Raw genomic sequence first — 15,851 nt, forward strand, 5'->3', positions numbered from 1 at the left:
GGATCCCCCGCCCATGTAGAGGATTGCGATGTTGCCCGACCTCTCCGCCGCTGCCGAGGACACCGCGGTCATCGGGCTCCTGGGCGGTGTCGGAGCGCTGTTCCTCGCGATGGGCGGCACGACCGTGTACCGGGTGATGGCGCTGCGCTCGCGCGGCGTCCGCGTGCCCGGGCGCATCACCGGCGCGCGCATCAGCACCTCCAGCGAGGGCGGCACCTCCAGCGCCGCGACCTTCGAGTTCACGACCGTGGAGGGGCGCCACGTGCACACGACCCAGCCGGTGTCGTCGTCCTCCAACCGCCTGCGCGCCGGGCATGCGGTCACGGTCGCCTACGACCCCGGCGACCCCGAGCGCGCCGAGGTCGTGGAGGCCGTGACCCAGCTCGCCGGAGGGCTGGCCTTCGCCGCGGCCGGTGCCGCCCTCCTGATCGGGGGCGCCGTCGCGCTGGCGCGGCTCCTGGGCTAGGTCCGGCGGCGCGGAGGGAGGCGGCGCTAGGGTGTGCGGCGTCGACTCCCCCCACGCTCTGCCGAGGACCGCGATGCTCGCCGAAATCTCCGCCTTCTTCCAAGACACCATGTTCATCTGGATCCCGCTGATCCTGGGGTCGGTGTTTCTGACCCTGGGCATCACGACCCTGCGCCGGGTGATGGCGCTGCGCTCGCGCGGCATCCGCGTACCCGGGCGCGTCACCGGGTCGAGCGGCATGTCGGGCAACAACACCAGGGCGACGACGTTCGAGTTCACGACCGCGGACGGGCGCTACGTGCACACCGAGCAGTCCGTGTCGACCTCCCCGAACCTGATGCGCCGCGGGCGCCAGGTCACCGTCGCCTACGACCCCGACGACCCCGAGCGCGCCGAGATCATCGAGTCGGTGAGCCAGATCGCGGGCGCGGTGGTGTTCACCGTCGGCGGCTGCGTGGCCCTGCTCGCGGCCGCCGTCATCACGGTGGTGACACTGGGGTAGGGCCGGTCCGGCCGGAGGGCAGGCGCCCTGCCTCTGCGCGGGGGCGGCCCCCGGCGTTGCGGCACCTCGGCCGCGCCGGGCCCCGGCAGCCCCCGGACCGAGGTACACCTATGCCCACCCCGGCCCGGTACCCACGCCCAGTGCCCGGGCGCCCCGCCGCTCCTAGCGTTGGACCCGCCCACGACCCCAGCGCACAGAGGCGGAAACCGATGACGCACACGAGGACCGCGCGGTCCGCGGCAGCCCCCGCGGGCCGCACCCCTCCACCCGGCCTCCGGTGGCGGGTCCCGCTTCTCGCCCTGGCCGCGGCGGTCGCCACCGCGGGGGCGGCCCACCCCGTCCCGGCCGAGGCCGGAACCGACCCCGTGGTGGGGGCCCTGGAGGAGCACGCCCATCCGCTGCGCTCCACCGCACCGGGCGGGCCGCTGCACGACCTGCGGCCGCTGGGCCGCATGGTCGGCGATGCCCCGGTCGTCGCGCTCGGCGAGGCCACGCACAGCTCGCGGGAGTTCTTCACCATGAAGCACCGCGCGTTCCGCCACCTGGTCCGGGACAAGGGCTTCACGACCTTCGGCCAGGAACTGCACGTGGGCGCCGGCCTGCGGTTCAACGACTACGTGCGCACCGGGAAGGGCGATCTGCGGGCGCTGATGCGCGACGACCCCATGTGGAACACCCGCGAGTACCGCGACCTGTTCACCTGGATGCGCGAGTACAACGAGCGCCACCCCGCCGACAAGGTCCAGTTCATGGGGAACGACATCGACTACCCCAGCCCCGAACTGTTCGACCGGGTGACCGCTTACCTGCGGGAGCACGAGCCCGCCCTGCTGCCCGAGATCGCCGGACTCTACGCGGGGCTGCGCCCCGACACCGACTACACCGCGTGGACCGCGGCGTATCCGGACCGGCCGCTGGCCGAGCGCACCGAGCGGGGCAAGCGGGCCGAGCGGGCGCTGGCGCGCCTGGAGCGCGCCGGGGCCGGGGCGGATCCGGACGCGTTCGACACGGCCGTGCACTACGCCAGGGTCGTCTCCCAGACCTACACCATGTACGCGTTCGACCTCGCCGACCCCGCGGAACTGCCGAAGGTGCTCAGCCACCGCGACAAGGCGATGGCCGACAACACCGTCTGGTGGCACGAACGCACCGGCCACAAGATGATGCTCTCGGCGCACAACGGGCACGTCGGCTACGAGTGGACCGGATCGGAGTTCCCGGGCTCCCCGGCGAAGCCCGAACTCCAGGGCGCGTTCCTGCGCGACATGCTGGGCGAGCGCTTCGTCAACGCCGGTTTCACCTTCGACCGGGGGGCATTCAACGCCTACCCGGACGGCGGTTCCGAACTGACCCGCCACGCGGTCGGCCCCGCCGCGCCGGGCAGCAACGAGCACGTCCTCGCCGCGGTGCGCCACCCCGCCTACATCCTGGACACCCGCACCCTGGCGGAACCGGCGCGCGCCTGGGCGGGCGAGGCCCGCCCGACCTTCGGCATCGGCGCCGCGTTCCCCGGCCCCGACGGCCCGCTGGCAACGGTGGCGCTGCGCAGGTCCTACGACATCGTGATCCACCTCGACCGCGTCCGCGCGGCCCGGCTCCTGCCGTGAGGGCGGGCGGCCGCGCGCGGTGGCGCTGAGGGGACCCGCCGGCGGTGACCACCGCCGGCGGGCCCCGCCCCGGGACGCCGCGGGGCGGGGCCTGTCAGGGCGGCGAGCCGAGGTCCCCGGCGAGTTTGGCGGCGGTCTCCTCCCGGCGGGCGAACACGTCGTTGCGCATCTCGCTCATCTGCTTCAGGGCCTTCTTGCGTTCGCGCTTGCCCAACCGGTCGATGTAGAGCCGCCCGTAGGTGTGGTCGGTCTCGTGCTGGAGGCAGCGCGCGAGGTACCCCGCGCCCTCCAGCACCACCGGGGCGCCGTCGCGGTCGAACCCGCGCACGGTGGCGGTCTCGGCGCGCGGCAGCTCGGCGTGGGGGCCCGGCACGGACAGGCACCCCTCCTCGTCCAGGTCCAGCCCGCCCCCGGCGGGGCGCTCGTCCAGGACGGGGTTGCAGACGTGGCCGACGTGGCGGCCCCCGTCGTCGTCGGGGCAGTCGAACACGAACACCCGGGCGTCGACCCCGACCTGGTTGGCGGCCAGCCCCACCCCCTCGCACACGTACATGGTGTGGAACAGGTCGTCGACCAGGCGCGCCAGTTCCGGTGTGCCGAACGCGGCGACGTCGGCGTTGCGCCGGTGCAGCACCTCCTCGCCCACCTCGGTCACCCGCAGGTACCGCCCGCGGGCCGCCTCCGGCGCGTACCGGGGGTAGGAATCGACCTCGCGCCCCTGCACGAAGACCCTGGGCTCCGCGGGCGGCTCGGACGCGTGCTGCTCGGACATCGGTGTCTCGTCTCTCCCCGGTTCGGTTGCGGTGCGGGGTGCGCGCACCCGGCCGCGCCCCACCCCAAGTGTGCCCAACCCCGCAGTGTGCCCGCGCACCGGCCGCCGCGAGCCCTCGCTGCGCGATTCTCCGCGAAGCGTGCGCAGTAGGAGTGTGCGGAGCATCCGGCGGACAGAGGGTTGGTCGCCGTCGCGATTGCGGAGCATTCGGCGGCGCGAAGCGCCTCGGCCGCCAGGCCCCGGGCACGGACCCGTGGGGATGCACGACGTGCGGGAAGGCTCCGGCGTGGTGTTCGGTGCGTCTCGCGCTTGTGGCGGGGGTGCGTTCCACGCCCCCCTGCACCCCGGCGATGCCCAAGGCTGCCGCTCCGCGCGAAGCGCGAGCGGCGCGAAGCACCACGGCGCGTTCAAGTAGGTGAAAGGCGCCGGTCGATCGGGACCGGCGCCTTTCCCATGTCACAGACTATGCCGTTGACCTGCACGGACATCGATCGTTCGGGGGTCTCCTCGGCGGTGGTGTGGCACGGGAGGGCGTGTGTAGAGGTCCGTATGCGCGGGGTGCGGGCCATACACGGGCCAACTGGGGCCGGTGAACTGGGCTGATACCGGGTGGCCCGCGACGGGCAGCTTCCGCAACGGTGCGGCTCGATGCCGCTCCGGGGCGGTCCCGCGCTGGGGAGGGTGGACGGATCTGGGCTCGGGAGCGGCGCACGGCGGGAGATCGGGGCCGCTACGCTCGTCCAGCCGTAGGGGCCCTTCGGGCTCCACCGCGTCTTCCCCTACAAGGCCCCGATCTTCGGGTCCCGCCGTGCGGTGCGGACGTGTACAGATCCGGCCGTCCGGTGCTTCACTGCGGACCGTCGCCTTCGGGGTCCTCGGTGCTGAGGAGCGGCGGACGGTTCGCGAGTGCCTCGCTGATGGCCCGGTTGGCGCGCTGCTCGTCCAGGCGCGCTTGCAGGGGGTTGCTGCCGCGTTCGGTGTCCCAGACTCCGACGCGCCCGTCGGGCAGGATCTTGGTACGTACGCGCCGGTCGATGATTCGCCCGGCCCTGCGTCCGGCCTTGCGGGCGCGTTCGCGCTCGGCCTCGTCGGCGCATGCCAGCACAACGGCGCCGATGGTCTTCAGCTCTGCGGCGATCTGCTCGGCCCATCGCCCGATTCGGTGCGCCTCGGCTTGGGCGCGGGCCTTCGCTGTGGTCGCGCTGCTGATGGGGCGCACGTTGTCAGCCATGGTCGCCGATGCTACCGGGGCGCTGGCGTTCGCGTCGGGGTTCACCCGTGGCCGCGCCGGAGTCGGCTCTGCCGTGCCTGCCTGGGACCGGGCGGAACGTGACCGGTACGCGGGTGATCTGACACGGCGGGGCAGGTCTCTCCCTCCGCGCTGCGCGCGCCCGGGGCGCCCGTGCAGCCGACGTGAGGCGGGCGGCGCGACGCGGCCCCGCGCGAGCACGGCCGACGTGAGGCGGGCGGCGCGACGCGGCCCCGCGCGAGCACGGCCGACGCAGGAGGCCGCGCGCAGTGCGGTAGCCGCTAGGAGCGCTGTCCGCCGACCCTTCGCGCTGACGTTTCAGCCCCGGCCGCGCGTAGCGCGGCCGGGGCTCTTGATCCTGTAGGGAAAGTTCTCACCGCAGCATCGGCCACGCTGCCGCCCCTGTGCCGGGGACGGCTGGGCGGGAACTACCGCGCTTCGGCTCGCACGTGGTGCAGGAACGCCGTCCACTCCTCGGCGCCGAACGTCAGGTGTCCGCGCTCCCTGCTCTGCGTGTCACGCACCAACGCGCCCCGACTGCTCTCGGCGACCTCAACGCAATTGTTCGTAGCTCCGCTGTAACTGGACTTGTGCCACGTCGTCTCACGTGCCATTGCTCTTCACTCTTTCAATCTGATCACGTACGAGCTGTACCGACTCGCCCGGTCGCAACGCCACAGCTTGCAGCCTTCCGAACAGGAACCGGTAACGCGCGACGTGCGCGGGGTCATCTACGTTCTGCCCTGTGTGAACACTCTCCGCATACGCCACGTCGAGTGTGTCCGCAGACGACAGCACCCATAGCGACCCCGTGAGTCCAGGATGCCGAAGTTCGTCAGGAGGAATCACCTGAAGCACGATTCGTTCCGAGTCCGCCAACTCCACAAGGTTCTGTAGCTGTGCGTCCATGATCGCACCTGAGCCGACCACGCGGGAGATCACCCCATGGTCCAGAACTACGTGCATGAGCGGAGTCTCTGAGGCCCCGAACCACTCGCCGCGCTTGATCCTGTCCTGAACCTTCGTGGCCACGTCAGCAACACTCAACCAGGGAGCGCCAGCGCGAATGATCGTCCGCGCGTACTCCTCTGTCTGCAAAAGCGCAGGTACGAGGTTCACCTCATAGGCCAGGATCGACGTTGCCGACCGCTCAAGTAGCGCCAACTTGTCGAGAAAATCCGCGTCGCCCGAATCGGTCAGCTCCTCCCAGAGCCGCATGAGACGGCCCTTGGTGTGCAGAACGGTGTCCAGCGCGGGGACCTCCGTAAAGCTGGGGGAACGTCTCCCGGTTTCGAGATTCGACATGTGACCAGCACTGATGCCGATCTCGCGGGCAAGGGACTTCTGGGTGAGTCCCAACCGCTTGCGTGCGTCTGAGATGGACCGGCCGAAACGCCCGTTCGCTTCCATGCTCAGATTCCATCACACTCACTCAACCTCTACGCCCGGCAATGTCGAACACTCATGAGCGAATGGGATGAACTTCCCTAGTTCGGAAAACCTAGTGCTGACGTTGACTTGCGTCCATCGTGAGCACATGAGCGATTACACGAGAACCACGCTGGTGGCCGGTTCGGTGGAGCTGGCGCGCTGGGTGGAAGAGATGGCCCCAGGATGGCGCTGCGTGTGGCTCCCGCAGCATTCGGAATTCATCGCCTACCCGATCGCGGGGACGGCCTTCGACGGCGCGCGACCCGCAGCCTCGGGGGCGACGGCTGAAAAGGTCCTGGCTGAGATCGGTAGCCACGCGCAGCTCTGCCGTGTGATCCGTGAGTACCTGGCAATGCGGGAGGTGGCCGCGTGATGGCCGAGCGTCCGGTGTCCCCGCGCCATCCCTTCCCCGCGTTCGCGCGTGAGTTCGGCCCGCGCGGGTGGAACATCTTCCGCACCACCGATTCCGACCGTGCGGTCGTGGTCCACGGGGTGTTCTGCGCGTCGCTGCCGATGCTGTGCCCGGACGGGCGCGGACTGGTCGTGCACGTGCGCACCACGCCGGAAGCCTTCGGAAACCTGATGCGCGAGCACGCGGCGGCGGTGGAGCACCACACCAAGACATGCGAGTTGTGCGCGGGCGTGCTCGACGGTGCGGTCCGCCGGGCGCTGGCTTCCCTGTAGCCCTGTGCTCCGTGCGCCTGCGGGGGCCGCACGACCCGGTCCGGGCGCCCTGGTACCCCTCCCTCTTCGTGCCGGGGCGCCCTCCTACCGACAGGAACGAGGAACCATGACCGCCATCTCACTGGAGACGACGGCCACGCCGCCGCTGGACATGCTGTGGCTGGAGATCACGACGAAATGCCAGCTCAACTGCGTCCACTGCTACAACAACTCCGGCCCTGAGGGCACCCACGGCACTCTGTCGCTCAACGACTGGGCTCAGATCCTGGACGACGCCGCGCGGGCGGGCATCAGCAGCATCCAGTTCATCGGCGGAGAGGTCACCCTGCATCCGGACCTGGAACAGCTCGTGTACCACGCGGTGGCGGTCGGGATCGCGCACATCGAGGTGTACTCCAACCTGGTCCGGGTGACCGAACGGCACTGGGCGGCGTTCTCCCGTCCAGGGGTGCGGCTGGCCACCTCGTGGTACTCCGACGACCCCGAGGAGCACCGCCGCATCACCGCGCGGCCGACCTATACGCGGACGCTGTCCAACATCGCCGAAGCACGGCGGCGCGGTATCCCGGTGCGTGCGGCCATCCCGCGCGTCTACGACGCCCAGCGCGTTCGGGCCGCCCGCGACGTCCTGGTCAACCTCGGTGTGCCGCGTATCGGCGATGACGACGTGCGGGGCCTGGGGCGCGGGGCGACCGGGTGCGGCGGCCGGGACATGGGACAGCTCTGCGGAGGTTGCGGAAACGGCGGTATGGCCGTGCTGTCCACCGGTACCGTGACCCCGTGCACGCTGGCGCGATGGCTGGAAGTCGCGCATGTCGGCGACGCTCCGCTGCCCGATATCTACTACGGGCCTGCCATGCGCAAGGCAGCGGGCGAGATCGAGACGGCCGCGGGTGCGTCCACGGGGTTCTGCCAGCCGCGCCGCTGCGAACCCTCCGAATGCGCACCTGACCAATGATCAATGAGAGGGACACCCGTATGACCGATCACAATAACCGGCCCGCACGCCAGCACCACGTGTCGCAGAGCGGCCCGCCATCCCCGCCCGCTTTCGCGGCGGAGGTCGCGCGGTCCCTGGGGTTCGCGGTGCGCTACGTGTCCTACGTGGGGGGTGTGCCCCAACTCGCTAGCGACGTTCCGGCGGCGGTGCTGCCCTGGGTGGTGGAGATCCCAGCCTCGGACAGTGCGCAGAGTCGGACCGCCGTCCTGGTGGTGCTGGACGAGCCGACGGCGGGCTCGGCCGTGCCGACCGGGACACGGCTCGACTTCCTGCCACTGGGCGCGGTGCTTGAGGGCCCGTGGTGGGACGACGAACGCGGTTTCGTACACATCGGGAAGCGCCCCGCCGACGACTAGCCCGCGTGGTGCGCACCAATGGCCCCTGGAACGTCCGCGTTCCGGGGGCTCCGCCGTGTCCGGACTCGAAAAGGTCGGGTAAATCTCGCCCGAATTCGAGATTCAGGGCGTCCGAAACTTTGAAGCGCATTTCCAGCCTGGTCGGTTCCATTGCCGGTTGTTTCGGTGTGGTATGGCGACGAGAATTCGACGCCCTTCTGACCGCGCATCCTGCCGTTCTCCGGGCATCCTCGTACTAGAAAGTGTTTTCGACGGTGCGGGAGGTGCGGGCGTGACGGGAACCGAGTTGTCCCCCGGTATGCGGGCGATGTCGGATCGGGTCTCGGGTGCGGACTATCCGGCGTGGCGTCGCCAGGTTGAGCGGGTGCGGTACTGCGCGCGTCCGGTGCGGGTGACCGGGTGTGCTTCGGCGGTGGACACGTCCACGGGGGAAGTGTCGGCCTCCTTCTCCTCGGGTGATCAGCCGGACGGCACTCTGCTGATCGCGTGCGGAGACCGGCGGGCCTCGGTGTGCGCCTCGTGTGCGGAGACGTACCGGCGCGACATGTGGCACGTGGTCGCCTCCGGCTTGCAGGGGCGGTCTACGGCGACCTCGTCGGGTACCCATACGGGCGCGCGGGCGGACACGGCGGGCTCCGTCGTGCCCTCGACGGTCGAGTCGCACCCAAGGCTGTTCGTGACGCTGACCGCGCCGAGTTTCGGTCCCGTGCATTCCGCGCGGGGCGGAGCGGTCTGTCGTCCGCGCTCCGGAAGGGCTCGGGTCTGCGCGCATGGGCGGCCGGCGGGCTGCGGCCTGGTCCACGACACCGCTCACCCCGTGGTGGGGACCCCGCTGTGCGCGGATTGCTACGACTACGCGGGCGCGGTGCTGTGGAACTCCCACGCGGGCGAGTTGTGGCGGCGGACCCGGATCGGGATCGATCGCGCGTTGGCTCCGCTGGCCTCGGCCGCGACCGGGGCACCTGTGACTGCCTCGGGTGTGCGCGACCTCCTCCGCGTCTCCTACGTGAAAGTCTCGGAGTTCCAGAAGCGCGGCCTGGTGCATCTGCACCTGGTGATCCGCCTCGACGGCGCCGACCCCAACGGCGGGATCGTTGCGCCTGCCTCGTGGGCGACGGCGGCCCTGCTCTCCTCGGCGGTGCGGCGCGCGGTGGGTGCTGCGGCGGTGGCGCTGCCCTCGCCGGACGGCAGGCTGCGGGTCGCCCAGTGGGGAAGCCAGTTCGACGTTTCCGACGTGAGCGCGGGCGGACCTGCGGGTGACACACGCCGGGTGGCGGCCTACCTCGCGAAGTACGCGACGAAAACCGCGTCGGACAGTGCGGGGGCCTCGGGGGCGCTCGCCTCGCGGTTCCGACGCCTGCACCGCACCTGGCTGCGTCGCAAGGTCGGCCGCCACCTCGCGACCTTGGTCGAAACGGCGTGGGACCTGGGCGGGCGCGCCGACCTCGCCGACCTCAAGCTGCGGTCCTGGGCTCACACGCTCGGCTACCGGGGCCACTTCGCCACGAAGAGCCGCCGCTACAGCGTGACGCTGGGGGCGCTGCGGGCCGCGCGCCGGACCTGGCGGGCCGAACAGCGCTCGGCCTCCGGGGAACCCGACGTGTGGCACACCGCGACAGATGCGGGTGCGGCGGTGGTGGGCGACTTCTCTTACGCCGGGCGGGGCTACACCCACGCTACGGATGCCGATCTTGCGCGGATGATGGCGCGCGAGTATGAGGACGCCCTTCATGAGTACCGCGACCTTCTGCGGCGCGAAGCCGAAATGGCCGAATGGTGCCCGCTCACCGATGAATAGCGCGGCAGCACAAAGAAAAACCGCGCGCGTAGCGCGACCAATCCAATCCCCCACTCACATTTCCCATTCCCGCAAACGGGATGGATGGAACAGAGATAAGGCGCGTAGCGCTTCCTTTGTCGCTCGCGTCAGCGGCGAATAGGGGCGGCGGCCGGGGTTTGTGGATGGCCCCGCCGGGCGCCGGAAGTCAAGCTAATTCGAGAATTCGCGTCCGGTTGGGGCGGCCGGTTGCGGACACGATTCGACACAATCGGCGGGTGGCCCGTGGGTGGCCCGCAGAACCGATCTGGAATGGTGCGGCAATGGCGGTAAACCACGTCATGACGGTAGCTGAGATCGCGTGTGAACTGCGGTTCGATCGGACCACGGTATACCGGTGGGTGCGGCTGGGCAACGGGCCGAACTCGTTCCTGTCGCCTGGCGGTCATATTCGTATCTACCGCTCCGATTTCATAGAATGGGCACGTACCAACGGATTTCAAGAAAGGCGCAACTGATGGCGGAACGTGGACAGGATATACAGTTCTGGGAGATTCGCAAGCGCGCGGGCCGGAGAAAGCCCTACGAAGTGCGGTGGCGTATCGACACCGCACAGAAATCGAAATCGTTCCTTACGAAGGAACTCGCGCGGGACCACTTCAACGCCCTGCGCGACGCCGCGAAAGCCGGTGACCGGTTCTCTACGGTCTCGGGTGAGCCGCTGGCCTGGCAGCGCCGTACCGACACCGCCTTTGCTCTGGCGCTGTCCTGGGCGGCGGTGCAGTGGCGCGCGACCGATTCGGGGCTGAGCCGCAAGCGGACCGCCAACCAGCTTGCGCGGCTCGTGACAGAGTTCCTCGACGACGCCAAAGTGAAGCGGGACCGGGCTCCGGCGCCGCTGGCACGGGTGCGCTCGGCGCTGATCCGCTACGCGTTCACCTTCGACGTGGTTTCCGACGCCTCGGCCAGTGGGGGCCACACGGTGCGGGCGCGTCCGGCCCCGGACGCTGACCGGGCGCTGCTGGACTGGGTCGAGCGGGTCTCGCGCCCAGCGGTGGATCTGGCGGAACTGGATACGCTCAAAGCGCTGCTGGAACGGTCCACGGTGCGGCTGCGCGACGGCAAGGCGGGAAGCAAGGCGACCATGCGGCTGCGGCGCGTGACCCTGCAAGGCATGGTGGACCACGCGGTGACGCTGGGGTTCTTCAAAGTCAACGCGCTGGCTGGGGTACGCCTCAAGCGCACCCGTTCCTCCGATGCCGTCTCCCCGCGCACCGTGCCCGATTATGAGCAGGTGCGGCGCCTGCTCGGCGTCATCGAACGCGACCGTGGCGAACTGGCCGCGTTCTTCGCCCTGGCCTACCTGTCCGGGGCGCGCATGGGCGAACTCCGGGCGCTGCGCCCTGATGACGTGCTGTGGCCGGAAGACATCACCGAGGGAACACCCGGCTGGGGCATGGTGGTCCTGGCGGGCTCGTCCCCGGAAGCGGGCCGCGCCTGGACCGATGACGGCCAGCGCTACGAGAACCGCGAACTGAAGTCCCGCGCGGTGGGCGACATCCGGATGGTGCCGATCCCTCCGAATGCGGTAGCGGCGCTGCGGCGCCACCTGTCCGTGCACGGGTGCGGGGCTGACGGGCGCCTGTTCTGGACCGGGGAGGAACGGGAACCGGTGTCGGGCTGGGTCTACCGCTCGGTGTGGCAGCACGCGCGCCGGGCGGTGCTGACCCCGACCGAACTCGGTCACGGTCTAGCGCGCCGGGTCTATGACCTGCGGCACGGGAACGCCTCGCTGCTGCTGGGGCTGGGCATCGCGGGAACGGAGGTCGCTCGGCGCCTGGGCCACACGGTAGAGGTCCTGATGACGACCTATGCGCACTGGTTCCGCAGCATGGAAGACGAGTCGAACAAGCTCCTCGGCGCGTTCTTTGACGCGCGCGGGCCACTCACGGGCCACGCAGGCGAGACCGGGCCGAATTCGACGCAAAACCCCAGCTCACCGGGGGTTACCCCTGAAAACCTCGAATAACCACGGCGCGCCTCGACCGCCGGACCCCGGGCACAGACTCGCCGCCCGCGGGGATGCACGACGTGCGGGAAGGCTCCGGCGTGGTGCTTCGCACCGCCGGGTGCTTCGCAGCCGCGACGGTAGCCAACCCCCCGCGGCTTCCCGCCATCCGCAGCCGCGGGCAGCCCACCTCACCCGAGGGCGCCCAGGCCGTGAGTGCGCCCCGCACCTGGTAATTCAACGCCAGTGCGCCGGGCCGGGCCGCCGGGCCCCTGCTACTGTCCCCCTTTTCGGCCGCCGGGGACTCCGCCGGGGCCGGCCGGGCGCCCGACCGCACCCGCTGGAGGAGACGATGACCGACCTCGGCCGCCAGAGCGCCATCGCCTACCGGGCGCGCGCCCACGGCCTCGACGCCCCCGGCGACGCCGCGACCGTCCTCGCCACCGGAGTCCAGGACTACCCGCCCGGCCGCAGCGCCGGTGCCGCGCTGCGGCTGCGCGGCACCACCCCCGCCCGCACCGTCCTGCTGCACACCATGCGCGGCGCCCTGCACGTCCACGCCGAGTCCGACGCCGCGCTGCTCGCCGCGGCCCTGCGCATCGAGGACGGGCGCGAACCCGCCGCGGCGTCCATGGGCTCCTTCGGCACCGGCCTGGCCGCGGCCGGGACCGGGTTCGCAACGGCGCTGGACGCGGTCGCCGCGGCCATGCGCGCGGTCACCGCCGACGCCGTGCCGCGCACCAAGGGCGAGCTGAGCGGCGCCGTCACCCCCAGGGTCGACGCCGCGTTCGCGCCGTTCTGCCCGGGCTGCGGGGTCCACCATGTCCAGGACGCCCTGTTCCGCTACGCCACGCTCCAGGCCGGGCTGGGCGTGGAGGTCACCGCGCCGGCGCAGACGCACTACGTCGCGCTGGGCGCGCCGGGCGCCGCGGTGGGCCCGGCGGTGGGGCGCGACACCGCCCGCGCGCACCTGGTGCGCCGCTTCCTGCGGGCGGCGGGCCCGGCGCGCCCGCCCCACCTGGCGGCGTGGCTGGCGCTGACCCCGGCCGCGGCGCGCACCTGGTGGGACCTTGTCGCCGACGAACTGGAACCGGTCGCCGTCGAGGGCGGCCGCTCCTTCGCGCACGCGGCCGACATCGGCGCGCTCACCGGCGCCGCCCCGGTGCGCGGGGTGCGGCTGCTGCCGCCCTGCGACCCGCTCACCGAGCTCGCCGACCGCGAGCTCGCCGTGCCCGATGCCGCGCACCGGCGCCAGGTGTGGCGCGCCGCCGGGGCGCCGGGGGTACTGCTGGTGGACGGCGAGGTGGCGGGGACCTGGCGCCAGCGCGCCACGAGGTCCCGGCTGGCGCTGACGCTGACCCCCTTCGCCCCGCTCGCCCCGAGTGTGGCCGCGGGCGCCGAACCCGACGCCCGCACCCTGGCGGCGTGCGCGGGCGCCGCCCGCGCCGAGGTGCGCGTGGCCGACCCGGCCTGAACCGCCGCCGGAGCGCGGGGCCAGGGCGCACCAAGGGCCGGGGTCAGTCGCCCACCGGGACGCGGGTGAACCCGGCGAGGCGCGGCACGGCGCGGGTACCGTCCGGCATCATCGCCCGGACGTCGGGGTCCAGGGTGCCGAACACCTCGAAGCCCTGCGACTCGCAGTGGTCCATGATCGGGCCGTTTCCGGGGTCGCGCGTCCGGACGTGCGTGCGGATGGAGGCGGAGTCGGCGTGGACCTGGATGCTGTGGGCGAGCATGCGGGGTTCGTCGATGTAGATCTGCACCATGATCTGCGGTCCCTGCTCGTCCACGACCGCGACGGCCTTGCGGGCCTCCTCGCGGAACGCCTCCAGGTGCCCCTCGTAGATGCGCAGCGTGTTGTGGTAGACGATCACGTCGTTCTGAGTGCCGGATGTGTCGGCTGTGGTTCGCATGCGCCCATCCTGATACTTCGACCTTACTTGAAGTCAAGGGGCGGGTCCGAGCCCGCCGCGCACACCCCGCCCCGACTCCGAACCACGGGCACCGGCGCACCCGCGTGGCCGCGCGGGCCGCCGGTTAGGCTGTGCGGTCATGGCCATGCCTGTCGTCGTCCCGGGCGACCCCCTCCGCCCCGCCCGCGCCGACCCGCACTTCCACGCCGAAGCCGACACCGCCCGCTCCCTGGGCGCCCCCGTCGCGCTGCTCGACCACGACGCGCTCCTCAACGGCCGCCCCCAGGACGCCGCGCGCCGCATCCCCGCCGGCCTCGGGCCGACCTGGTACCGCGGCTGGATGATCCCCGCCCACCGCTACACCGAGCTCGCCGACACGCTCGCCGCCCGCGGCAGCCCGCTGAACGTCCCCGCCCCCGCCTACCGCAGCGCCCACGAACTCCCCGGCTGGTACCCGCACTTCACCGGGGCCACCCCCGCCAGCGCCTGGTGCGCGGCCGCACCCCACACGCCGCCCGGGCCCGAACGGCTCGCGGCGCTGGCGGCACCCCTGGGGCCCGGCCCCGGCATGGTCAAGGACTACGTGAAGTCGCGCAAGCACGAGTGGGACGACGCCTGCTACGTCCCCGACCTCGCCGACACCGCGACACTGCACCGGGTCGCCGCCCGCATGGTCCGCCTCCAGGGCGACGACCTGTGCGGCGGTGTCGTGGTGCGCGTCTTCGCCGACCTCACCGGCGCCGAGGTGCGCGTGTGGTGGATCCGCGGCCGCCCGGCGGCCGCGGGCGCCCACCCCGACACCCCCGAGCAGGCGCCCGCCCTCGCGACGGCCGCGACGGACGCGGTGGCACCGATGGTGCAGGCGCTGGGCCACCCCTTCGTCACCACCGACCTCGCCGCGAGCCCCGACGGCGCCTGGACCGTCGTGGAGGTCGGCGACGGCCAGGTCAGCGACCGCCCGGCGACGCTCGACCCCGCCGTTCTGCTCGCCCCGCTGCTCGGCGGGTGAGGCGGCGCCGCGATGATCGTGGCCGGCGCGGCGCGGGCTCGCCGGGCAACCGCCCGGCCAGGCCGCGCCCCGCGGGCGCCCGGACCGGCCGCACCGCGTCCGCGTCGTCGGCGTCATTAGCCTGGGCCCCGCACCCTTGGGAGGAGACCGCGTGAACACCGGCCCGCAGGCCCGCGAGGGCTACTACGAGCGCATCGACGAGCACCGCTACAAACCCACCGCCCACACCGGCGGCGGGTGGGACCCCACCGAGCAGCATTTCGGCCCGCTGGGCGGCCTCACCGCCCACGCCATCGACCGCCACCGGTCCCGGGCCACCGGCACTGACAGCGACACCGGTAGCGGCGGTAGCGGTAGCGGGAAGGCTCTCAGCCGCATCAGCTTCGACATCCTGGGCCGCCTCGCCCTCCAGGAGTGCCGGATCGAGGTGGAGACGACCCGGCCCGGCCGCACCATCGAACTCGTCGAGGCCACCGTGCTCATCGCCGAGCGCCCCGTGGTCCGGGCCCGCGCCTGGTACCTCGCCACCGGCGACACCGCGGCCGTTGAGGGCGGCGCCCCCGCCCCGCTCACCCCGCCCGCGCAGTGCCCCCTGTGGCCGATGACCTCGATGTGGCCCGGCGGCTACATCGCCTCCCTGGAGGTGCGCCCGCTCGACGCCCCCCGTCACGGACGCGCGACCGCGTGGATCCGCAGCCCGCTCGACCTCGTCGCCGGGGAGTCCGCCGGCCACGAAGCCGCCTACATCGCGCACGTGGACACCGCCAACGGCCTCGCCGCGCGCCAGCCGCCCGCGGAGTGGATGTTCCCCAACCTCGACCTGACCGTCCACCTGTACCGCCGGCCCGAGGGCCCGTGGACCGGGCTCGACACCACTGCCGTCTTCGGTCCGAACGGCCAGGGTTTGACCAGCACCGTCCTGCACGACGCAACCGGTCCGGTCGGGCAGGCCCAGCAGACCCTGACCGTCCGCCCCTCCCCCAACGGCCGGTAGCTCGCCGCCGCGCCCTTTCGGCCACCGTTCCCGCTCACGGCGCCTGGACGCGCGTAGGCGGCACCAAAAGTGGTGCCAATCCC

At 72.0% G+C, this 15,851-nt stretch carries 18 protein-coding genes; 13 read left to right on the forward strand and 5 right to left on the reverse strand.

Annotated features, from left to right (window positions below):
* Nucleotides 1-28: 28 nt before the first annotated feature.
* The 3 genes from CLV63_RS21645 to CLV63_RS21655 all read left to right on the forward strand — a co-directional run bounded on the left by CLV63_RS21645 (nt 29) and on the right by CLV63_RS21655 (nt 2,575).
* A complete protein-coding gene (locus CLV63_RS21645; protein ID WP_106584998.1) occupies nt 29-466 on the forward strand; it encodes a DUF3592 domain-containing protein in 438 nt (145 codons plus the stop codon).
* A 73-nt stretch (nt 467-539) separates the two neighbouring features.
* Complete coding sequence (locus CLV63_RS21650) at nt 540-968, forward strand: DUF3592 domain-containing protein (RefSeq protein WP_106584999.1); 429 nt, start codon at nt 540-542, stop codon at nt 966-968.
* Between the two features lie 209 nt (nt 969-1,177).
* Nucleotides 1,178-2,575 (forward strand): erythromycin esterase family protein, encoded by a 1,398-nt coding sequence (locus CLV63_RS21655; RefSeq protein WP_106585000.1) that lies wholly within the window; start codon nt 1,178-1,180, stop codon nt 2,573-2,575.
* 94 nt (nt 2,576-2,669) lie between these two features.
* Here the strand turns inward: CLV63_RS21655 and def are convergent, their stop codons facing one another.
* The 4 genes from def to CLV63_RS21675 form a co-directional block, all read right to left on the reverse strand.
* Nucleotides 2,670-3,347: a peptide deformylase gene (gene def, locus CLV63_RS21660; RefSeq protein WP_106585001.1), complete on the reverse strand. Its 678-nt coding sequence runs from the start codon at nt 3,345-3,347 to the stop codon at nt 2,670-2,672.
* An 847-nt stretch (nt 3,348-4,194) separates the two neighbouring features.
* Nucleotides 4,195-4,578, reverse strand: coding sequence for a hypothetical protein (locus tag CLV63_RS21665; protein WP_106585002.1), 384 nt, complete (start codon nt 4,576-4,578; stop codon nt 4,195-4,197).
* 446 nt (nt 4,579-5,024) lie between these two features.
* The gene (locus CLV63_RS21670) at nt 5,025-5,210 is read right to left on the reverse strand and encodes a DUF397 domain-containing protein (RefSeq protein ID WP_106585003.1); all 186 of its coding nucleotides are present in this window, start codon (nt 5,208-5,210) and stop codon (nt 5,025-5,027) included.
* On the reverse strand, nt 5,200-6,006 hold the full coding sequence (locus tag CLV63_RS21675) for a helix-turn-helix domain-containing protein (RefSeq protein ID WP_106585004.1): 807 nt from the start codon (nt 6,004-6,006) through the stop codon (nt 5,200-5,202). The genes CLV63_RS21670 and CLV63_RS21675 overlap by 11 nt, the downstream gene beginning before the upstream one ends.
* A gap of 127 nt (nt 6,007-6,133) precedes the next feature.
* Here CLV63_RS21675 and CLV63_RS21680 point away from each other — a divergent pair, with 127 nt between their 5' ends.
* From CLV63_RS21680 to CLV63_RS21715, 8 genes are all read left to right on the forward strand, one after another.
* Nucleotides 6,134-6,400, forward strand: a complete 267-nt coding sequence (locus CLV63_RS21680) for a hypothetical protein (protein WP_146165629.1) — start codon at nt 6,134-6,136, stop codon at nt 6,398-6,400.
* Nucleotides 6,400-6,711, forward strand: coding sequence for a hypothetical protein (locus CLV63_RS21685; RefSeq protein WP_106585006.1), 312 nt, complete (start codon nt 6,400-6,402; stop codon nt 6,709-6,711). The genes CLV63_RS21680 and CLV63_RS21685 overlap by 1 nt, the downstream gene beginning before the upstream one ends.
* 106 nt (nt 6,712-6,817) lie before the next feature.
* Nucleotides 6,818-7,669 (forward strand): radical SAM/SPASM domain-containing protein, encoded by an 852-nt coding sequence (locus CLV63_RS21690; protein WP_106585007.1) that lies wholly within the window; start codon nt 6,818-6,820, stop codon nt 7,667-7,669.
* A 20-nt stretch (nt 7,670-7,689) separates the two neighbouring features.
* The gene (locus CLV63_RS21695; RefSeq protein ID WP_106585008.1) at nt 7,690-8,067 is read left to right on the forward strand and encodes a hypothetical protein; all 378 of its coding nucleotides are present in this window, start codon (nt 7,690-7,692) and stop codon (nt 8,065-8,067) included.
* Nucleotides 8,068-8,338: 271 nt separating this feature from the next.
* Entirely contained in the window at nt 8,339-9,865 is a 1,527-nt protein-coding gene (locus CLV63_RS21700) for a replication initiator (RefSeq protein WP_245928968.1), read from the forward strand.
* A gap of 320 nt (nt 9,866-10,185) precedes the next feature.
* Entirely contained in the window at nt 10,186-10,362 is a 177-nt protein-coding gene (locus CLV63_RS35295; protein WP_106585078.1) for a helix-turn-helix domain-containing protein, read from the forward strand.
* Nucleotides 10,362-11,873 carry a tyrosine-type recombinase/integrase gene (locus tag CLV63_RS21710; protein ID WP_106585009.1) on the forward strand — a complete coding sequence of 504 codons (1,512 nt, stop codon included), beginning with the start codon at nt 10,362-10,364 and terminating at the stop codon, nt 11,871-11,873. The genes CLV63_RS35295 and CLV63_RS21710 overlap by 1 nt, the downstream gene beginning before the upstream one ends.
* A 331-nt stretch (nt 11,874-12,204) precedes the next feature.
* Complete coding sequence (locus CLV63_RS21715; protein WP_170134294.1) at nt 12,205-13,326, forward strand: DNA glycosylase AlkZ-like family protein; 1,122 nt, start codon at nt 12,205-12,207, stop codon at nt 13,324-13,326.
* 43 nt (nt 13,327-13,369) lie between these two features.
* On the opposite strand, the gene CLV63_RS21720 is transcribed toward CLV63_RS21715, so the two are convergent.
* Nucleotides 13,370-13,765: a hypothetical protein gene (locus CLV63_RS21720; RefSeq protein ID WP_106585011.1), complete on the reverse strand. Its 396-nt coding sequence runs from the start codon at nt 13,763-13,765 to the stop codon at nt 13,370-13,372.
* Nucleotides 13,766-13,904: 139 nt separating this feature from the next.
* Here CLV63_RS21720 and CLV63_RS21725 point away from each other — a divergent pair, with 139 nt between their 5' ends.
* On the forward strand, nt 13,905-14,774 hold the full coding sequence (locus CLV63_RS21725; protein WP_106585012.1) for an ATP-grasp domain-containing protein: 870 nt from the start codon (nt 13,905-13,907) through the stop codon (nt 14,772-14,774).
* Nucleotides 14,775-14,925: 151 nt separating this feature from the next.
* A complete protein-coding gene (locus tag CLV63_RS21730) occupies nt 14,926-15,768 on the forward strand; it encodes a thioesterase family protein (protein ID WP_106585013.1) in 843 nt (280 codons plus the stop codon).
* Nucleotides 15,769-15,851: the final 83 nt, after the last annotated feature.

This window comes from Murinocardiopsis flavida (genome assembly GCF_003014485.1).
Taxonomy (GTDB): Bacteria; Actinomycetota; Actinomycetes; order Streptosporangiales; family Streptosporangiaceae; genus Murinocardiopsis; species Murinocardiopsis flavida.